Below are 17,589 nucleotides of genomic sequence, written 5' to 3' on the forward strand. Positions count from 1 at the left end.
TGCAACGAAATCTTGTGAAAGAATATATTTTTTATATTGAAAATAATTTCACAAAAGGTTTATAATAATGACAAAGATTTTTAAGAATAGTCAAATTGCTTGCTGACTATTCCTTGATAGGGGGCTTAAACCTGTCGAACATTCAATCATTGTGTAGAAAATATACAAATCTATCGGCAACGGATATTGACAAGTTAATAGAAATAGAGGCTACGCTAACGTATTATGCTGAGTTGACTGATTGTTACATGTTCATAGATTGCCTGTTGGAGAATTTACCGCATGCAATTGTTGTGGCAGAGGCATTCCCAAAGAAAGAGATTGGTTTATACGAAAAATCAGTTATCGGAAAATTCGTATTTGAAAGTTTTGAACCAGCCGTATTTGCTGCGTTTAAACATAAAGAAAAATCATCCATTTCCAGAGCAATTACGCAGGAAGGCATTACGGTGGAGCAAAATGTCATTCCCATTTTTAATGAGCAGCAGCAAGTAATTGCTGTATTGATTCAGGAAAAAATGGTGAAGATGCAAACGACACCGAAGGATGATTTTCAGAATATGCCTTTTGCATTAATTGAGCATATTGTTGAACCAAATTCTCAACCGATTCCAGTTGTTTCTGATTTACTCGTAGAGTCGATTATTCTCACAAATCACGAAAATAAAGTGATTTATAGTAATCCTGCTGGCTATCATTTTATTTCAGAGCTATCTGGATTAGAAAATTTTGACAATGTAGCATTGGATAAAATCTTACCTTTTTTACAGGAGGTCTATGATAAAGGCGACGATGTCTTTTTCCTTGAAATTACGATTGATCGTAAATCCTTTATTGTAAAGAAAATTCCAATTCGCAGTCATAACGAGAAAGTCACACTACTCATTATTCATGATCTAACAGAGCTTAAGCTGAAAGAAAATGAGCTAATGATGAAAACATTTGCGATAAGAGAAATTCACCACCGCGTGAAAAACAATCTTCAGACAGTGACAAGTCTATTACGTTTACAAATGCGAAATGATCTGTCTGCTTCAAATGCAAGTGCGTTTCAAGAGGCATTAAATCGAATCTATAGTATTTCATCGGTGTATGAGCTGATTTTAGAAAATGAAGATAACGCTGAAGAAAGAGTAGACGTTATCGCATTAGCTAAAAAAATTGGTCATAAAATGATTGGTACGTCTAATACAGCAACTATTCAACTAGCCTTTCATCATGAAAATTTGCAGCTGTTCTGCCATTCAAAAAAGGCAGTCTCTTTAGCACTCATTATTTGTGAGCTACTGCAAAATGCATTAAAGTATGCGTTTATCGGACGTGATGAAGGAATCATCGATATTCAATTCATTCAGGAAGATTCTACAATTTCGCTTCATATTTCTGACAACGGCGTTGGAATGCAAGAGGTGAAGGCATCTTTTGGTATGGAGATTATCACAAGGCTTGTAGAATATGATTTAGCTGGCTCATTTTCAATTATCCCTAGTAATGAAGGTACACATACTCAAATTCAGTTCCCTGTAAGTGAGGAGGTATTTATCGTAAATGACTAGGAAAGTTATGATTGTCGAAGATGAATCACTGATTGCGATTGATTTGAAGTTTATGTTAGAAGATAACGGCTACGAAGTTGTAGCTCAAGCGAACAATGGGGAAACAGCCATTGAATTAGCCTTTTTACATAAACCACAGTTAATCTTAATGGACATTAAAATGCCTAAACTTGACGGTTTAAAGGCAAGTAAAATTATTGAACAACAGCTTGGTATACCCGTTCTTTTCATCTCGGCCTATAGTGAAAAAGAATTGTTGCTATACATGAAGCAGGATAATATATTAGGATATGTAATGAAACCGTTTTCTGAAAAAAATGTGTTGCCTGTGCTTGAGGTTGCTTTTCATCAAATTGATAAATTCAACCGTCTCAATGGGGAGATCTTACATAAGCAAACACAATTAGATAAGCGAAAAGTCATTGAACGAGCGAAGGGCTTGCTGATGCAGGCTGAAAATATAAGCGAGGACGAGGCTTACCGTAAGATTCGCAATGAAAGCATGCAAACACAACAGGAAATGGTGCATATTGCACAGCAAATTATTAACAACTTACAAGTCAATAGTTGAAGCAAAGGCGCTTTAAAGAGATTTCTTCTTTAAAGTGCCTTTTTTTATATAAATTTATAAATAAAAAAGGGGTGATGAGTAAGATGGCAATGATAGGAACGGTTATCGTTTATATTATTATGATTTGTGCTGTTTTAGGGGCAATCGGAGCTATCCGAGATGCTGAGTATGGAATTGGGAAAGAATTTATGAATGGGATCCATACGGTTGGTCATATTTTTGTCCCAGCAGCAGGGATCATGGCAGCTATACCTTACTTAACATGGTTTATTAGTCATTTTATTAGTCCGATTTTTGAGTTAATTGGTGCAGATCCTGCGATTGCAGCGACGACGATTTTAGCCTCGGACATGGGTGGTTATCAATTAGCCAATGCATTAAAGGAGTCTTATGAGGGATGGGTAATGGCTCTTGTTGTTGGTTTTATGTCAGGTGCTACTATCGTATTCTCAATTCCAATGGGCCTTGCGATGTTGGATAAGCGTGATCATAAATACATGGCGCTAGGAATTATGGCTGGCGTTTTAACAATTCCGATTGGTGCATTTATTTCTTCGATCATGATTGTGCTATTCAACACAGAAGTACGTGAAGTCATTAGTACAACAGAGGCTCCTACATATGTATTTGCCATTTCTGTTTTACAAATATTAATTAACTTACTACCTTTATTCATTTTCGTTATCTTAATCGCACTAGGCTTAAAGCTTATTCCAAACGGCATGATTACTGGCTTCATGGTATTCGGTCGTGTAATGGATGCGGGAATTAAATTGGTGTTAGTGTTCTCTATTGTTGAGATTTTTACAGGTATTTTTACAAAGATTTTTGGCGCGTGGGGCTTCGATCCAATCATGGCTGATGAAATCGATCAGTTCCGAGCATTAGAAACAGCCGGTTATATCGGGATTATGCTAGCGGGTGCCTTCCCAATGGTGTATCTAATTCGAAAGTATGCTTCCAAGCCACTTGAAGCAGCTGGTAAAAAATTAGGCTTATCCTCTGTAGGAAGTGCTGGGATTTTAGCAACGATTGCGAATATTTTAGCGATGTTTACACTAATTCGCCATATGCCACCAAAAGACAAAGTAATTAACATTGCATTTGGTGTATGTTCCGCCTTTTTATTAGGTGATCACTTATCATTCACGGCGAACTTCCAGCCAACCATTATTTTACCTGTTATTGCAGGGAAGTTTTTAGCGGGAGTTATTGCGATAATTTTAGCCTATAAGCTTTCAGTACCAACTGCATTAAGGTTGGAAATTGAAGATCGTAAGGCTGGCATTATCAAAGAAGGCGAGTATTTAACAGATCAACAATCTTAATTGATTAAAAAGTGAGGTGATGACGTGTGAGTGAAGAGAAAAAACGATTTATTCAGGAGTTTGTGCCGGGTAAACAGCTAACATTGAGTCACCTTATTGCCAATCCTGATCCAGAAATGTTTCAAAAGCTAGGTATCCAAGAAGCAGGTGCACTTGGCATTATGACTTGTACACCAAGTGAAACGGTAATTATTGCAGGGGACTTAGCAACAAAGGCTGCCAATGTCAAACTTGGGTTTTTAGATCGTTTTACAGGTAGTCTCGTTATTGTTGGTAGTGTGTCAGAGGTAGAAATGGCGATGTTGGAAATCAATCGTTTTTTATCCGAGGTATTAGGCTATACACCATCAAAAATAACAAAATCATAGGATGTGTCATATGAAAAATCGAGTAATGATAATAGGCGGTGTGCAAGCAGGAAAGTCAACATTGATGAATACATTGTTGGGCAAAGAAAGCAGTGCCAACAAAACACAAGCACTCGTTTATGATGACTGGATTGTTGATACACCAGGTGAATATGTTGAAAATCCAATGTATTACAGAAATATTATGGCAACATCGTTGGAAGTAACGCATGTGATTTACTTGCAGGATGCCACATCAGCAAGGAGTGTATTCCCTCCGCAATTCAGCTTAGGGATTCCCAAAATACAAATAGGGGTGATTACCAAGATTGATGCCCCTGATGCAGATGTAGAAAGGGCTACCGCCTTATTAAAAAATGTTATGACGCAGGGCCCTATCGTGAAAACCTCTTCCTGGCAAAAGCTTGGCATTGAATTGATTGAACCATTGATTCAACTCAAGACAAATGAAGAAATTCGACAATTTGTTAAGGAAAGCGATAGTCCGTATCTCATGTATTGCTCACAGTAGCGAGAGGGAGGTGTAGGGTGAAAACAGAAAAAATATTTAGTGCAGGCATTGATATTGGGACAAGTACCACAAAAATGGTTGTCAGTAGTTTTCTGTTAAAGAATGTGGCTGGCATAACACATGTGCCAAGGATTGAAATTATTGAGAAAACGGTGTTGCATCAAAGTCCAATTATTAGAACACCTTTTATCAATAAAGACATCATTGATATGAAAAAGATAGAGGAATTTATTTCTCAACAGTATCAATTGGCACAAATTGCTCCATCTGATATTGCAACAGGGGCCATCATCATTACAGGTGAATCAGCCACGAAGGAAAATGCAAGTGAGGTTGTCCATACCATTGCAGATGGCGCAGGTCATTTTTTAGTTGCTACCGCAGGTCCTGATTTAGAGGGCATTATTGCTGCCAAAGGGGCAGGTACTTTACAGCAATCAAAGAATACATCCAAAGTCATCGCCAATATCGACATTGGTGGAGGGACAGCGAATATTGCTGTTATGCAATTTGGAGAGATCATTGGTACATGTACCTTACATGTTGGTGGTAGATTGATTGAGTTTAAGGATGGCAAGATTCAATCAATTTCTCCGCCACTCATGCGATTGATGGAACGATGGGCTAATCCGTTAGCGGTCGGTGATGCGGCCGAAGATATTCGAGTGACACATTGTATTGAAGAAATGGTGCAAACACTTGCCATGATTCTTCATGGGCAATGCAGAGATGAAAAGCATCCATTATTACTAGGGCATTTACCAAACTGGCATAAACCTGTGGATGCCATCGTTTTTACGGGTGGTGTGGCCTCTTGTATTTATGAAAATGAATGTACACAGCGTCAATATGATGATATTGGTGAAAAATTAGCGAAAATGCTACAACAGCATGAACAGCTACAATCATTTTTATGGTTACAACCAGAGGAAACAGCACGTGCAACAGTGACGGGTGCTGGTACACAAACCACTGAAATCAGTGGGGCAACCATTCAGGTAGATGCACAAGTGTTACCACTAAAAAATGTACCTGTCTTCAATTGTCATATAGATCCTTTAACAGACTTTAACTCGACAGTGAAGACAGCAGTAGAGAGAGCAAATGATTTATTTTCTATAGAGGACAATCGTTCGCCATTTGCACTTTATTTTAGTGAATTGCCGTATTTAAGCTTTCAGGATGTACATGCATTGTGTCAGGCCATTTTGCTACATTTGGCAACAAGATGCTCTAAGGACATACCAATTATCATAGTCATTCAATCAGATTATGCAAAGATTATTGGACAGACCATACAAGCCATAAATGCGACAGTACCAATTATTTGCATCGATCAAATTAAAGTGGAAACGGGCGATTACATCGACATTGGAGAGGTTCTGCCATCTGGCGTTGTTCCTGTTGTGGTAAAGACCCTTGCCTTCCATTCAAAGTAAGGAGGATGAATGTGAATTTATCGGTGATATTTGGTGGAGAAAAATATAATTTTAAATCATTAAAAGATGTTATGGCTAAGGCCAATGAAGAAAAATCAGGCGATCAGCTAGCAGGTATTGCCGCTGAGACGGTTCAACAACGAATCGCAGCAAAGGCAGTATTAAGTGAGCTTTTAGTTAAAGATATCCGCGAAAATCCATTAGTGCCACAAGAAAATGATGAGGTTTCACGCATTATTGAGGGCGATATTAATGAGCAAATATATGGAGAAATCAAAAACTGGAGCATCGAGCAGCTACGTGAATACATTTTATCAAATGACACGGGTGATCGTGAATTAAAGCGTTTAAGTAAAGGGATGAATTCCGAGATTATTGCTGCTGTTACAAAACTAATGTCCAATTTAGATCTTGTTCACGCAGCCAATAAAGTTGAAATACTTTCAACGTGTAATATTACGATTGGTCAAAAAGGGACGCTGTCATCTCGTCTACAGCCAAATCATCCGACAGATAATATTGATGGCATCATCGCCTCTCTAAAAGAAGGACTGTCCTATGGTATTGGGGATGCTGTTATCGGCATTAATCCTGTAGATGATTCAGTTGAAAGTGTCAAAAAAGTGCTTACGGCTACAAAGGAATTCATCAATGATTGGTCTATTCCTACGCAAAACTGTGTATTGGCTCATATTACAACACAGATGAAGGCAATTAAACAAGGCGCCCCAGCAGATATGATTTTCCAAAGTATCGCAGGGACAGAAATTGCTAACCGTTCGTTCGGTATATCTGCTGATTTAATAAGAGAAGCAGAGGAGCTCATTAAAAAACAAGGAACAGGTACTGGCCCAAATTTATTCTACTTTGAAACAGGTCAAGGCTCAGAACTATCGGCAGAGGCACACATGGGCATTGACCAAGTAACACTGGAATCGCGCAATTATGGATTTGCAAGACATTTTAATCCTTATATTGTGAACACAGTAGTTGGTTTTATTGGCCCAGAGTATTTATACAACAATAAACAAGTAATTCGAGCAGGTCTTGAAGATCATTTCATGGGCAAAATGCATGGTATTCCTATGGGGGTAGATATTTGCTATACCAACCATATTAAGGCAGACCAAAATGATGTGGAAGATTTAAGTGTATTGCTGACAGCAGCTGGCGTTAACTTTATTATTGCTGCGCCAATGGGCGATGATGTGATGCTCAACTATCAATCGATGAGCTTCCATGATGTGGCTACATTACTCCAAACATTTGGTAAAAAACCAGCACCAGAGTATTTAGCATGGTTAGAGAAAATGGGCATTTATGAAAATGGTCGACTTTCAGCAAGAGCTGGCGATTTATCCATTTTTGAAAGGTAGGTGAGTCAAGTGAATGATCAATTAGTTTCAATGATTACACAGCTTGTCATGGAGAAGATGGAGAAAAGTACTGGTAGTCAAGCACCTGAAATAGCTGCTACTTCAACAGAACAACCACTTATTAAGTTTTATGATAAAGTGGAAAATCGTTCTTCAGGAACAACAGAAGCTACAGCAACATCACAGGAGCCATTAATTCAGCTGTATCAGCATGGAGCTCCCCAGGAAGTAACAACGTTTGCTTCTACTACTTTCAACCAACCAGTAAATGACGCTGTGCCCATCAAGCCCTTTCAGTTTGAGGAAGAATCGTTAACTGAAAGTGTACAGGCTGCTAAGAAACATACACCTGCTCGTATTGGTGTAGGGAGAGCGGGGACAAGACCGAAAACGAAAACCTGGTTAAAATTCCGACTCGATCATGCTGCTGCGGTAGATGCTGTGTATGGCGAAGTGTCAGAAGATCTTTTACAAAAGCTTGATGTCTTTCAGGTCACTACGAAAGTCACAGATAAAGAGGAATACATTACAAGACCTGACTTAGGGCGTCGTTTATCAGAGGAATCAAAGGCATTGATTCAGCAAAAATGTAAACCACAGCCAAAGGTACAAATTATTATCTCGAATGGCTTGAGTGCAAGTGCGATTGAAGAGAATGTTCAAGATGTTTACTTAGCCCTTCAGCAAAGCCTTAGCAATTTAAATATTGACATCGGTACTACGTTCTATATTGACAAAGGGCGTGTTGCTTTAATGGATGAGATTGGTGAGCTGCTACAGGCAGAGGTTATTGTTTACCTAATTGGTGAGCGTCCAGGGCTCGTATCGGCAGAATCAATGAGTGCATATTTATGCTACAAGCCAAGAATTGGGACAGTGGAAGCGGAACGTATGGTAATTTCAAATATCCATAAGGGTGGTATCCCACCATTAGAAGCGGGCGCTTATCTTGGCACAGTCGTAGAAAAAATCCTGCATTATCAGGCAAGTGGCGTAGAGCTTGTCGCAAAAGAAGGTTAGGAGGCTGAAATATGTATCCTCAAAAAATTATGGCGCAAATCTTGGCGATGCAAACCATTCCAAGAGTCAACAGTGAACTAGCAGAGCAGTTAGATTTAAAGCCACATCATCATAGCATTGGACTTGTCACACTGACAATCGACGATGTTGGCTACGTAGCCTTAGACGAGGCGACGAAAAAGGCAGATGTCGATGTTGTCTATGCAAAAAGCTTTTATGCGGGAGCGGCACATGCGTCTGGTCCATTGTCAGGTGAAGTGATTGGTATTATTGCTGGAAGCTCACCTGATGAAATTCGTAGTGGTCTTGATGCCATTCAACAAAAAATTGAATTTGATACGTATTTTGAAGCCATTAATAATAATGACAATCATGCCTTGTTTGCCCATACCGTGGCAAGCTGTGGGACGTATCTTGCTGAGCTTGCAGATGTAAAGGTTGGCACCCCACTTGCTTATTTAATCGCACCGCCGCTTGAAGCAGTTGTTGGATTAGATGCAGCATTAAAGGCTGCAGATGTTGAGCTAAAGGTTTTCTTTGGTCCTCCATCTGAAACCAATTTTGGGGGTGGCTTATTAACTGGCAGTCAATCTTCATGCGAGGCTGCGGCACATGCATTCAGAGAAGCTATTGAAAATATAGCTAGAAACCCAGTGATCTAGAAGGGAGGCGGCTTTATGGCCACATTAGACAAAGACTTATTAGCGATTCAGGAAATGAGAGATGCCGTTAAACATGCTAATACAGCACAGGCTGCCTATATGCAATTTTCTCAGCAACAAGTAGACAACATTGTAAAGGCTGTCGCGGATGCTGCCTTTAAGGAAGCAGATCGTTTAGCAAAAATGGCTGTGCAAGAAACAGGAATGGGTATTCCTAACCATAAAAAGATGAAAAATGAAGTAGCTTCACGCGATGTCTATGAAGATATTAAAGAATTAAAAACAGTTGGTATTGTGGGCTATGATCGGATGAAAAAAGTAGCCGAAATTGCAAGTCCTTTCGGTGTCATTGCTGGTATCGTACCAACAACAAATCCAACCTCTACAGCGATCTTTAAGACACTTATTTCTTTAAAAACGAGAAATGGGTTAGTGCTTAGTCCACACCCATATGCAGTGAAATGTACAAAAGAGGCTTTGGATATTTGTCGAGTAGCTGCTGAAAAAGCAGGTGCGCCAGAAGGATTACTACAATGTTTAACAATGTCCTCCATGGAGGCAACACAGCAGCTAATGAAGCACCCAAACATTCATTTAATTTTAGCTACGGGTGGTGGTGCATTGGTAAAGGCAGCCTATAGCTCTGGCAAACCTGCCTATGGGGTTGGGCCAGGAAATGTACCAGCTTACATTGAAAAATCGGCTAATATTCAAAAATCTGTACGTCAATTGGTGCAAAGTAAATCATTCGATAATGGCACAATCTGTGCAACAGAGCAAGCCATTATTGTGGATAAGGTGATTGCAGAGCAAGTGCAAACAGAATTAAAGAAAAATGGTGCCTATCTATTAAATGCCGAAGAAAAAGCTAAAATGGAAAAATTGATCTCGCCAGTTCCTGGGAAAGTTAATCCCCAGATTGTTGGTAAATCAGCTACTTGCCTAGCTGATTCTGTTGGTATTACAGTACCAGACGATACAAAAGTTCTTGTGGGCTTAGAAACAATGATTGGTAAAAATATTCCGTTTTCTCTTGAAAAACTATCACCAATCTTTGCGCTTTATATTGTGGAAAACAGTACAGAAGCCAAGCAGGTGATGATTGACCTGCTAAATATTGGAGGACGCGGACATACATGCTCAATTCACACTGAAAATGCAGCATTAGCAGAGCAATTTTCTGTTGAATTACCAGTATCACGGATTGTGGTTAATACATTATCCTCAATTGGTGCAGTAGGTGGCACAACGGGCTTAGCGCCATCCTTTACATTAGGCTGTGGGACATTTGGCGGCAATATTACGTCAGACAACATTACAGCAAGACATTTATTAAATATCAAACGTATGGCGTATGGCATTAAAGATGTCGAAGTGCCAAAACCAGAATTCGAAGTACAGTCCGTTGTTGAGTCGGTAGTTTCACAAGAGCCTGCTCTAGATACAACAATGGTTCAACAAATTGTCGATCAAGTATTAAAACAAATCACATTACAAAATAAATAAATTATTTGGAGGAATGACAAATGAGTACAGCATTAGGAATGGTAGAAACAAAAGGTTTAGTAGGAGCAATTGAAGCAGCAGACGCAATGGTAAAGGCAGCAAGCGTTAATCTAGTAGGAAAAGTTCATGTTGGTGGCGGGATCGTAACAGTTCTTGTACGTGGTGATGTAGGTGCAGTAAAAGCAGCAACAGATGCAGGGGCAGCAGCAGCACAACGTGTAGGAGAGCTATTATCTGTCCATGTAATTCCACGTCCACACCACGAATTAGAAATGATTCTACCAAAAGCAGAAGCATAATTTCATATTCTTTGGATAGAAAATTCCCAACGCTATAGATGGAAAAATAACTACCATTTATAGAGGAGAGCTGGATCTAACTTTAGAACAGCTCTCCAACTTGTTCTGATAATACAATCCATAAAATAAAGAGGTGGCTAACATGACAACAGCAATAAAAACTTTTCCAGTGGCCATTTCGGCTCGTCATATCCATCTAAGTGAAGCGGATTTACAAGCACTTTTTGGCCCAAATGCGACTCTAACGAAAGATTTTGACTTATCACAGCCAGGGCAATTTGCTGCAAAAGAGCGCGTCTCTATTGAGGGACCTAAAGGCGTTATTCATAATGTCCGTGTCCTTGGACCTGTAAGACCAGCAACCCAAGTAGAGGTAAGCCGCACTGATGCCATGAAGCTAGGAGTGACACCACCTTTACGCCAATCAGGTGATATAGACAATTCTGCGGGCATTAAAATACTTTCTCAAGACAAAGAAATAGAAATCCAGCAGGGAGTCATCATTGCGCAAGCGCATATTCATATGACTGAGGAAGATGCCAAAGCATTGGAAGTACGCAATAATGAAATAGTTTCAGTGGAAGTTGTAAGTGATCGACCTGTCACTTTCCGAGGTGTCGTTGTACGTGTTTCAAATGATTTTAGTCTGGAAATGCACATTGATACAGATGAAGCAAATGCTGGTTTTATCGAACAGCAGGCACAGGGTAAATTAATAAAAGTATCATCGTAAGGAGGAGGCAAGATGCAAGAAAATTTAGTGCAAAAAATTGTGGAAGAAGTTCTGCAACAGGTCTTAAAAAATCAATCTTCCCCTCCACATGACGGTAAAATTCCGATTGGTGTTTCTGCCCGCCATGTCCATCTTGCACAAGCAGAAGTGGAACAGCTCTTTGGTGAAAATTATCAGCTCACACCGAAATTCGAGCTTTCACAGCCAGGGCAATTTGCTGCGGAGGAAACTGTAGTAATTGCAGGTCCAAAAGGGTCAATTGAGCGCGTGCGTATTCTTGGTCCCGCTCGTTCCTTATCCCAAGTGGAAGTAAGCTGGACAGATGCTATGAAATTAGGTCTGAAGCCACCATTAAGAATTTCTGGTGATATTCAAGGTTCCAGTCCTGTTACATTAATTGGTCCAAAGGGAAGTGTTGTGTTAAAGGAAGGCCTCATTATTGCACAGGCACATATTCATATGTCCCCAGCGGATAGTGCGAGATTCCAAGTCGTAGATGGGCAATCTGTCCAAATTAAGGTAGAAGGTATTCGCCCAATTATTTTATCGAATGTGGTTATCCGTGTTTCAGAGCGTTATCGCTTAGAAATGCATATTGATACAGATGAAGCAAATGCAGGGTTAATTCAACAAGGAACGCTTGCAGAAATCGTGCATCATCAAGTAAGTGAACCTATGATCACTGTGAAAGAGCAGTCGCCAGTCGTACAGAAAGTAGAGCAACCGTCCGTCTATCATTATGACAAAAAGCTACTTTCACAAATAGAAGTGCTCGATATCGATGCACAAGAAATTGTCGTTCCAAAGAAAACCATTGTGACAGCATTGGCTTATGATAAGCTGCGAGAGTTAAATAAAACATTAACGATTCGTTCAGAGTAATTAGACAATGTGTGTCGCATAAAGAGGGTGAAGTTCATGCAAATGGGAAGAGTGATAGGCAGTGTATGGGCAACACGCAAGGAAGAGGGACTGAATGGTTTAAAGCTACTAATCATTCAACCTATTGATTCCAATCAACAGCCGATTCGCACAGAAATGGTTGCAGCTGATCGTATAGGAGCGGGTATTGGTGATGATGTCCTGATTACAAGTGGTGGGTCATCTCGCTATATCATGAAAGATAATCCGTTACCGATTGATGCAGTTGTCATTGGTATTATTGATTCTACGGAAGTAATGAGAGGTGAGGACAATGAGTAGCGCAATTGGAATGATCGAAACAAAAGGATTAGTAGGCTCTTATGAAGCTGCTGATGCGATGATTAAAGCGTCAGACGTCACAATCGTCAAACAAGAGTTTGTGGATGGTGGCATCGTGACGATTGTCGTGAAGGGTGACGTAGGTTCTGTACAAGCCGCAGTAGAGGCTGGAAAAGCAGCCGCTATGCGTGTTGGTGAATTATTAGGCGCTCACGTCATTCCGAGACCTGATGAAGATGTCTTTAAAATGATTAAAGGACCAGAGGCACCAAAGAAAAAGGCTGTCTCTGCACCCGCAGCAACGCGTGCTAAAAAAACAACAGAAACAACATCAGCGACAGATAATCGAGGTGATGCATAATGGCATTTCGTAAAAATAAAATCGCTGTTATTGGAGCAGGCCACACCGGTTCCACACTGAGTTTATTTTTAGCACAGAAAGAATTAGGCGATGTAGTGCTTGTTGATATTCCAGAGGCCGAGAACCCGACAAAAGGGAAAGCTTTGGATTTGCTACAAACAGGCCCCATCGAAAAATTCAATGTGTCCATTAAAGGCACGAGTCAATATGAAGATATCGCTGGTGCGGATATTGTTGTCATTACAGCAGGTATTCCACGTAAACCAGGGATGAGTCGTGATGACTTAGTCACAACAAATGCTAAAATTATTCAACAGGTTTCAAGACAAATTAAACACTATGCTCCAAATAGTATTGTTGTTGTGTTGAGTAATCCTGTTGATGCCATGACGTATGTGTGTCATAAGGAAACAGGCTTTGCCAAAAATCGTATCATTGGTCAATCTGGTGTATTAGATACAGCTCGCTTCAACACATTTGTGGCGCAGGAGCTTCACATAGCACCAGAGGATGTATCAGGCTTCGTCCTAGGAGGACATGGCGATGAAATGGTACCATTAATCCGTTATTCCTATGCAGGCGGCATTCCATTAGAGAAACTAATTCCTCAGGAACGACTACAGCAAATCGTGGAGCGTACGCGTAAAGGCGGCGGTGAAATTGTTGGCTTACTAGGTAATGGTAGTGCCTACTATGCACCAGCAGCAGCGTGTGCCCAAATGGTTGAAATTATTATCAAAGATCAACGAAAAATTATCCCTTCTATTGCCCTATTAGAAGGAGAATATGGGTACCACGATCTCTTTTTAGGGGTACCAACTATTTTAGGTGGCAATGGCATCGAATCTGTCATTGAATTGCACCTAACAAATGAAGAACAAACAGCCCTTCAGCACTCTGCAGAGGCTGTGAAACAGGTAATTGCTATTTGCCAAAACATTGAATAGAGTAAACAGACTCTATTTTTCAACGGATCGAAAGGATCCCCAACTTTCTTTCCAATAAAGCTTCATGATAGCTCAAAAAATGTTTGATTGGAAACCGAACATGACTTGAAGGCTAGTATAAATCCCCAATTATATAGAAAGCTCTCCTGTATTTATGGGAGCAGAAACTGTAGCAGACTTTAAAGTTTGCTGCAGTTTTTTTCATTCACAACTTATATCATAAAAATCATTATCGCTTCTACTATAATGAAATTGGGAGGGATGTGGATGAACAACATTGTACAGGAGATGATTGATTGGATTGAGCGTCACCTATCAGAAGGATTTTCATTGGAGCAATTAGGAAAGGATATGGGTTATTCTCCTTATTACTGTTCTTTTAAATTCCATCAGGCGACAGGGATGACGATTAAAAAATATCGATCACTACGTAAAATCTATCTTTCTACTACTGCATTAAAAAATCCCCAAAAGAAAATAATCGACATCGCCTTTCACTACGGCTTTTCATCGCAGGAATCCTTTTCTAGAGCTTTTAAAAGGTACTTTGGTATAAGTCCGAATGATTACGGAAAGTCCCCTCAACCTTTACAAACCTTTGTAAAGTTGAGATTACAGGATGATGGAGGATGGTTGACGATGGATATCTCTCAGAAATTAAAAATTGAAGTATTACAAGAGAAGATTAATGAGCAATACGATCAGAAGCTATTGAATGTATTAAATGGTCAAATGATGTATGAGGAGTTCGCAAAACAACAATTAATGGGCAACAGCGATTACGTTCCTTTCAATGAAGCGATGTGTGCGAATCCAACGATTAGTCCGATTTTCAGTGAAGAATTTAATAAACTGCGTGCTATAGGGCATGAGGTGTCTTTACAGCAATATGAGCAGGTGACATTGAATCCGTTAAAGCCATTGTTAACAAATGACTATGAATGTATTGTTTTATGGTTTGGAGATGATATGTTTTGTCAGATGAATTTATTGACAGTCCTCGCTTTCCTAGAGCAACAAAGCTATCAAGGCAAAGTCTATTATTATATGGTCAAGGAAATGACCTATGAAGTGGAAGAAACAGAGATAGAACTTGGACCGTATGGGGAGGTCTATCAGGAAGTATTGATGCACCATCGTCTGCCCAAGACAACGCTTATACCTGTCATGTATCAGGGCATTCAATTATTTTTCAGCTATTTAAATGAAGAGAATGAGATCACTACGTATATAAAAAAACACCTCCATCTATCCCAAAATGACCTGTTAAAGCAATTATTTTCCCTATTTCCACACTATGGATTGGGGGATAGACAATATATTAAAATAATAGAGAAGATAAAAAAGGAATATTCTGAATGATTATCCTAGAAAGTCCGCAATATACAAAATTTTCGAAAATATGATAAAATAATAACGTGAAAAGGAGGATGAATGCATGACTGTTCAACAATTTACAGACTATGTGAAGAAAATGCAGCATTATGAGGAAGCGCTCAATGTGATTTATTGGGATATGCGGACGGGTGCACCGAAAAAGGGGTTAGCACAACGTTCTGAGGTAATTGGTACATTATCAGCCTCCTTATTTGATATGCAGACGAGTGAAGAACTAGGAGAGCTTTTAGTAGCATTAGAGGCACAAAAAGCTGATCTTGACTATGTAACACTGCGTCTAGTAGAAGAAGTAAGAAAGAATTACGATCAAAATAAAAAAATTCCTGCGAATGAATACAAAGAATTCGTCATTCTTCAATCGAAGGCAGAAACGGCTTGGGAAGAAGCGAAGGCAACGAATAATTTTGCTCTATTCCTACCATACCTAGAAGAAATCATTCAATGGCAGAAAAAATTCATTCAATATTGGGGCATTAAAAATGGATCTCCCTACAATACATTACTAGATTTATATGAGCCAGATATGACAACAGATGTCGTAGATCAAGTATTTGGTGAATTACGAGAGTCTATTGTGACGCTTGTTCAAAAAATTGCTCATTCATCGAATAAGCCTGATACTAGCATGCTATTTAAGCATTTCCCGCGAGAGGCACAGCGTGAATTATCGTTAGAATTGCTTACTCAGCTCGGCTATGACTTTGATGCTGGTCGCTTGGATGAAAGTGTCCATCCATTTATGATCGGCTTAAATTATGGTGACGCGCGTATTACCACTAAATATGATGAAAATGATTTCCGTTCAGCTATTTTTGGCACGATTCATGAGTGTGGTCATGCGATGTATGAGCAAAACATTGATGAAAAACTTGCAGGTCTGCCATTAGCTACTGGTACATCGATGGGGATTCATGAATCCCAATCATTATTTTATGAAAACTTTGTCGGCAGAAATGAAAAGTTCTGGGAGCATAACTATGAGCGTCTTCAACACTTCTCACCAGCTCAATTTGGCGATGTTGCATTAGCCGATTTTTTACGTGCCATCAATATGGTAGAACCATCATTGATTCGCATTGAAGCAGATGAACTAACATATCCATTACATATCATGATTCGCTATGAAATTGAACGTGACTTATTCAATGGGGATTTACAAGCTAAAGATCTACCGCAAGTATGGAATGATAAATATGAGGAATATTTAGGTATTCGTCCTGAGACAGATGCACAGGGAGTATTACAAGACATGCACTGGTCAGGTGGCATGTTCGGTTACTTCCCATCCTATGCATTAGGAATGATCTATGCAGCACAGTGGAAGCACGCGATGGATAAGGATATTCCAAACTTTGATGAGCTACTAGAAAAGGGAGAGCTGCTACCTATTCGAGAGTGGCTAACTGATAAAGTTCATCAATATGGAGCATTGAAAAAGCCATTTGAATTGCTGAAAGAAGCGACAGGGGAAGGCTTAAATGCTAAGTACCTAGCAGATTATTTACAAGAAAAATATACAAAGCTATATCAGCTATAGAAAAACAAGCGATTTCTCATTTTAGAGAAATCGCTTGTTGCTTTGAAAATATTCTTACCAAAGCTTAAAGCCTTTGAGCCCGCTGGTGAATTTGAAATAATTTCGAAGATTGGAATTGTGTAAGCTAATATAAATAAGGCTACTAAAATTACAAGTCAAGATTGAAAGTAAGCTACATTTCATGTTACATCAATATTTTTTAAGTTCAACATAATAAAGAGTCATTTTTAAATTGAACTATTGTGTTAAACAATCTGGCCAGATTGTTGAGTAGTGTAGCTTATGTATGATGAACCGTATATAGTTTTTACTTTTTTGACCAATTAAAAATTTAGGGGTGATTATGGTGACACTTAAATGGTTGTGGATATTGGTTATTGCATTTTGCGTACTAGAATGGATTTCAATCCCATTCATAAGTGCATTTACAGGAAAATTGTATCAAGTAGTTGATGGTGTATTAATAATTACTTTTATTATTTATCCATTATTTTTCTTGACTACTCTTTTATTATTACAAAAGGGGAATAAAAAAATTGGTGCAGTAATTTTGCTTATTCCACTAGTTGTGTATGCCCCCGTGTTAATAAGTCTTCAAACGTTGGTTAAATAATGAATTACTAATTGAGTTAACGTAGCGCTTTGTACAACAAGAGTTTCAAAAATTATCGAACTTTAAAAAATTTAATCTATCCCATTAAATAAGAGCAAGCTTTGAACAATCATTTTTTCAAAACTTGCTCTTTAGTTTTGTTCTCATATCAAGGTTGATAT

Annotated in this window: 19 protein-coding genes; all 19 read left to right on the forward strand. The window is 39.1% G+C overall.

Translation table 11 applies throughout. From position 1 onward, the window contains the following. Positions 1-149: 149 nt before the first annotated feature. The 19 genes from MHB39_RS08025 to MHB39_RS08115 all read left to right on the forward strand — a co-directional run bounded on the left by MHB39_RS08025 (position 150) and on the right by MHB39_RS08115 (position 17,428). Entirely contained in the window at positions 150-1,556 is a 1,407-nt protein-coding gene (locus MHB39_RS08025) for a histidine kinase N-terminal domain-containing protein (protein WP_342546230.1), read from the forward strand. Further along, entirely contained in the window at positions 1,549-2,127 is a 579-nt protein-coding gene (locus MHB39_RS08030; RefSeq protein ID WP_004269312.1) for a response regulator, read from the forward strand. The genes MHB39_RS08025 and MHB39_RS08030 overlap by 8 nt, the downstream gene beginning before the upstream one ends. Positions 2,128-2,210: 83 nt before the next feature. Further along, positions 2,211-3,455: an ethanolamine utilization protein EutH gene (eutH, locus tag MHB39_RS08035; protein ID WP_054550774.1), complete on the forward strand. Its 1,245-nt coding sequence runs from the start codon at positions 2,211-2,213 to the stop codon at positions 3,453-3,455. A 26-nt stretch (positions 3,456-3,481) separates the two neighbouring features. Further along, complete coding sequence (locus MHB39_RS08040) at positions 3,482-3,823, forward strand: BMC domain-containing protein (RefSeq protein WP_004269314.1); 342 nt, start codon at positions 3,482-3,484, stop codon at positions 3,821-3,823. 10 nt (positions 3,824-3,833) lie between these two features. Next, a complete protein-coding gene (locus MHB39_RS08045) occupies positions 3,834-4,334 on the forward strand; it encodes a EutP/PduV family microcompartment system protein (protein WP_004269315.1) in 501 nt (166 codons plus the stop codon). Between the two features lie 17 nt (positions 4,335-4,351). Continuing rightward, on the forward strand, positions 4,352-5,773 hold the full coding sequence (locus MHB39_RS08050; protein WP_339280771.1) for an ethanolamine ammonia-lyase reactivating factor EutA: 1,422 nt from the start codon (positions 4,352-4,354) through the stop codon (positions 5,771-5,773). A gap of 5 nt (positions 5,774-5,778) precedes the next feature. Further along, the gene (locus tag MHB39_RS08055; protein WP_008176446.1) at positions 5,779-7,149 is read left to right on the forward strand and encodes an ethanolamine ammonia-lyase subunit EutB; all 1,371 of its coding nucleotides are present in this window, start codon (positions 5,779-5,781) and stop codon (positions 7,147-7,149) included. Positions 7,150-7,158: 9 nt separating this feature from the next. Then, positions 7,159-8,169 (forward strand): ethanolamine ammonia-lyase subunit EutC, encoded by a 1,011-nt coding sequence (gene eutC, locus MHB39_RS08060; protein WP_036077524.1) that lies wholly within the window; start codon positions 7,159-7,161, stop codon positions 8,167-8,169. An 11-nt stretch (positions 8,170-8,180) separates the two neighbouring features. After that, the gene (gene eutL, locus MHB39_RS08065) at positions 8,181-8,831 is read left to right on the forward strand and encodes an ethanolamine utilization microcompartment protein EutL (protein WP_036077522.1); all 651 of its coding nucleotides are present in this window, start codon (positions 8,181-8,183) and stop codon (positions 8,829-8,831) included. A 15-nt stretch (positions 8,832-8,846) separates the two neighbouring features. Continuing rightward, entirely contained in the window at positions 8,847-10,337 is a 1,491-nt protein-coding gene (locus MHB39_RS08070; protein ID WP_052125369.1) for an aldehyde dehydrogenase family protein, read from the forward strand. A 20-nt stretch (positions 10,338-10,357) separates the two neighbouring features. Next, a complete protein-coding gene (locus tag MHB39_RS08075) occupies positions 10,358-10,636 on the forward strand; it encodes a BMC domain-containing protein (RefSeq protein ID WP_004269321.1) in 279 nt (92 codons plus the stop codon). Positions 10,637-10,778: 142 nt separating this feature from the next. Next, positions 10,779-11,369 (forward strand): phosphate propanoyltransferase, encoded by a 591-nt coding sequence (locus tag MHB39_RS08080; protein WP_016991932.1) that lies wholly within the window; start codon positions 10,779-10,781, stop codon positions 11,367-11,369. Positions 11,370-11,381: 12 nt separating this feature from the next. Continuing rightward, positions 11,382-12,251, forward strand: a complete 870-nt coding sequence (locus tag MHB39_RS08085; RefSeq protein WP_258860627.1) for a phosphate propanoyltransferase — start codon at positions 11,382-11,384, stop codon at positions 12,249-12,251. A 36-nt stretch (positions 12,252-12,287) separates the two neighbouring features. Then, the gene (locus tag MHB39_RS08090; RefSeq protein ID WP_004269324.1) at positions 12,288-12,572 is read left to right on the forward strand and encodes a EutN/CcmL family microcompartment protein; all 285 of its coding nucleotides are present in this window, start codon (positions 12,288-12,290) and stop codon (positions 12,570-12,572) included. After that, positions 12,565-12,933 carry a BMC domain-containing protein gene (locus MHB39_RS08095; protein WP_342534287.1) on the forward strand — a complete coding sequence of 123 codons (369 nt, stop codon included), beginning with the start codon at positions 12,565-12,567 and terminating at the stop codon, positions 12,931-12,933. Before MHB39_RS08090 ends, MHB39_RS08095 begins: the two co-directional genes overlap by 8 nt. Continuing rightward, the gene (gene mdh / locus MHB39_RS08100) at positions 12,933-13,880 is read left to right on the forward strand and encodes a malate dehydrogenase (protein ID WP_016991928.1); all 948 of its coding nucleotides are present in this window, start codon (positions 12,933-12,935) and stop codon (positions 13,878-13,880) included. Before MHB39_RS08095 ends, mdh begins: the two co-directional genes overlap by 1 nt. A 267-nt stretch (positions 13,881-14,147) precedes the next feature. Beyond that, positions 14,148-15,242 (forward strand): AraC family transcriptional regulator, encoded by a 1,095-nt coding sequence (locus tag MHB39_RS08105; RefSeq protein WP_342546234.1) that lies wholly within the window; start codon positions 14,148-14,150, stop codon positions 15,240-15,242. Positions 15,243-15,318: 76 nt separating this feature from the next. Further along, positions 15,319-16,815 carry a carboxypeptidase M32 gene (locus tag MHB39_RS08110; protein ID WP_342546235.1) on the forward strand — a complete coding sequence of 499 codons (1,497 nt, stop codon included), beginning with the start codon at positions 15,319-15,321 and terminating at the stop codon, positions 16,813-16,815. Positions 16,816-17,161: 346 nt separating this feature from the next. Next, the gene (locus tag MHB39_RS08115; RefSeq protein WP_036077509.1) at positions 17,162-17,428 is read left to right on the forward strand and encodes a hypothetical protein; all 267 of its coding nucleotides are present in this window, start codon (positions 17,162-17,164) and stop codon (positions 17,426-17,428) included. The last annotated feature ends 161 nt before the right edge of the window (positions 17,429-17,589 follow it).

Source organism: Lysinibacillus sp. FSL K6-4013 (genome assembly GCF_038630435.1).
Taxonomy (GTDB): domain Bacteria; phylum Bacillota; class Bacilli; order Bacillales_A; family Planococcaceae; genus Lysinibacillus; species Lysinibacillus boronitolerans.

Bases quoted from the DNA above. Each gene is read 5' to 3' on its own strand.
- MHB39_RS08085 (WP_258860627.1), top strand. From the start codon at position 11,382: ATGCAAGAAAATTTAGTGCAAAAAATTGTGGAAGAAGTTCTGCAACAG.
- MHB39_RS08030 (WP_004269312.1), top strand. From the start codon at position 1,549: ATGACTAGGAAAGTTATGATTGTCGAAGATGAATCACTGATTGCGATT.
- eutL (WP_036077522.1), top strand. From the start codon at position 8,181: ATGTATCCTCAAAAAATTATGGCGCAAATCTTGGCGATGCAAACCATT.
- MHB39_RS08055 (WP_008176446.1), top strand. From the start codon at position 5,779: ATGAATGTGAATTTATCGGTGATATTTGGTGGAGAAAAATATAATTTT.
- mdh (WP_016991928.1), top strand. From the start codon at position 12,933: ATGGCATTTCGTAAAAATAAAATCGCTGTTATTGGAGCAGGCCACACC.
- MHB39_RS08080 (WP_016991932.1), top strand. From the start codon at position 10,779: ATGACAACAGCAATAAAAACTTTTCCAGTGGCCATTTCGGCTCGTCAT.
- MHB39_RS08070 (WP_052125369.1), top strand. From the start codon at position 8,847: ATGGCCACATTAGACAAAGACTTATTAGCGATTCAGGAAATGAGAGAT.
- MHB39_RS08105 (WP_342546234.1), top strand. From the start codon at position 14,148: ATGAACAACATTGTACAGGAGATGATTGATTGGATTGAGCGTCACCTA.
- MHB39_RS08110 (WP_342546235.1), top strand. From the start codon at position 15,319: ATGACTGTTCAACAATTTACAGACTATGTGAAGAAAATGCAGCATTAT.
- MHB39_RS08090 (WP_004269324.1), top strand. From the start codon at position 12,288: ATGCAAATGGGAAGAGTGATAGGCAGTGTATGGGCAACACGCAAGGAA.
- MHB39_RS08075 (WP_004269321.1), top strand. From the start codon at position 10,358: ATGAGTACAGCATTAGGAATGGTAGAAACAAAAGGTTTAGTAGGAGCA.
- MHB39_RS08095 (WP_342534287.1), top strand. From the start codon at position 12,565: ATGAGTAGCGCAATTGGAATGATCGAAACAAAAGGATTAGTAGGCTCT.
- MHB39_RS08045 (WP_004269315.1), top strand. From the start codon at position 3,834: ATGAAAAATCGAGTAATGATAATAGGCGGTGTGCAAGCAGGAAAGTCA.
- eutH (WP_054550774.1), top strand. From the start codon at position 2,211: ATGGCAATGATAGGAACGGTTATCGTTTATATTATTATGATTTGTGCT.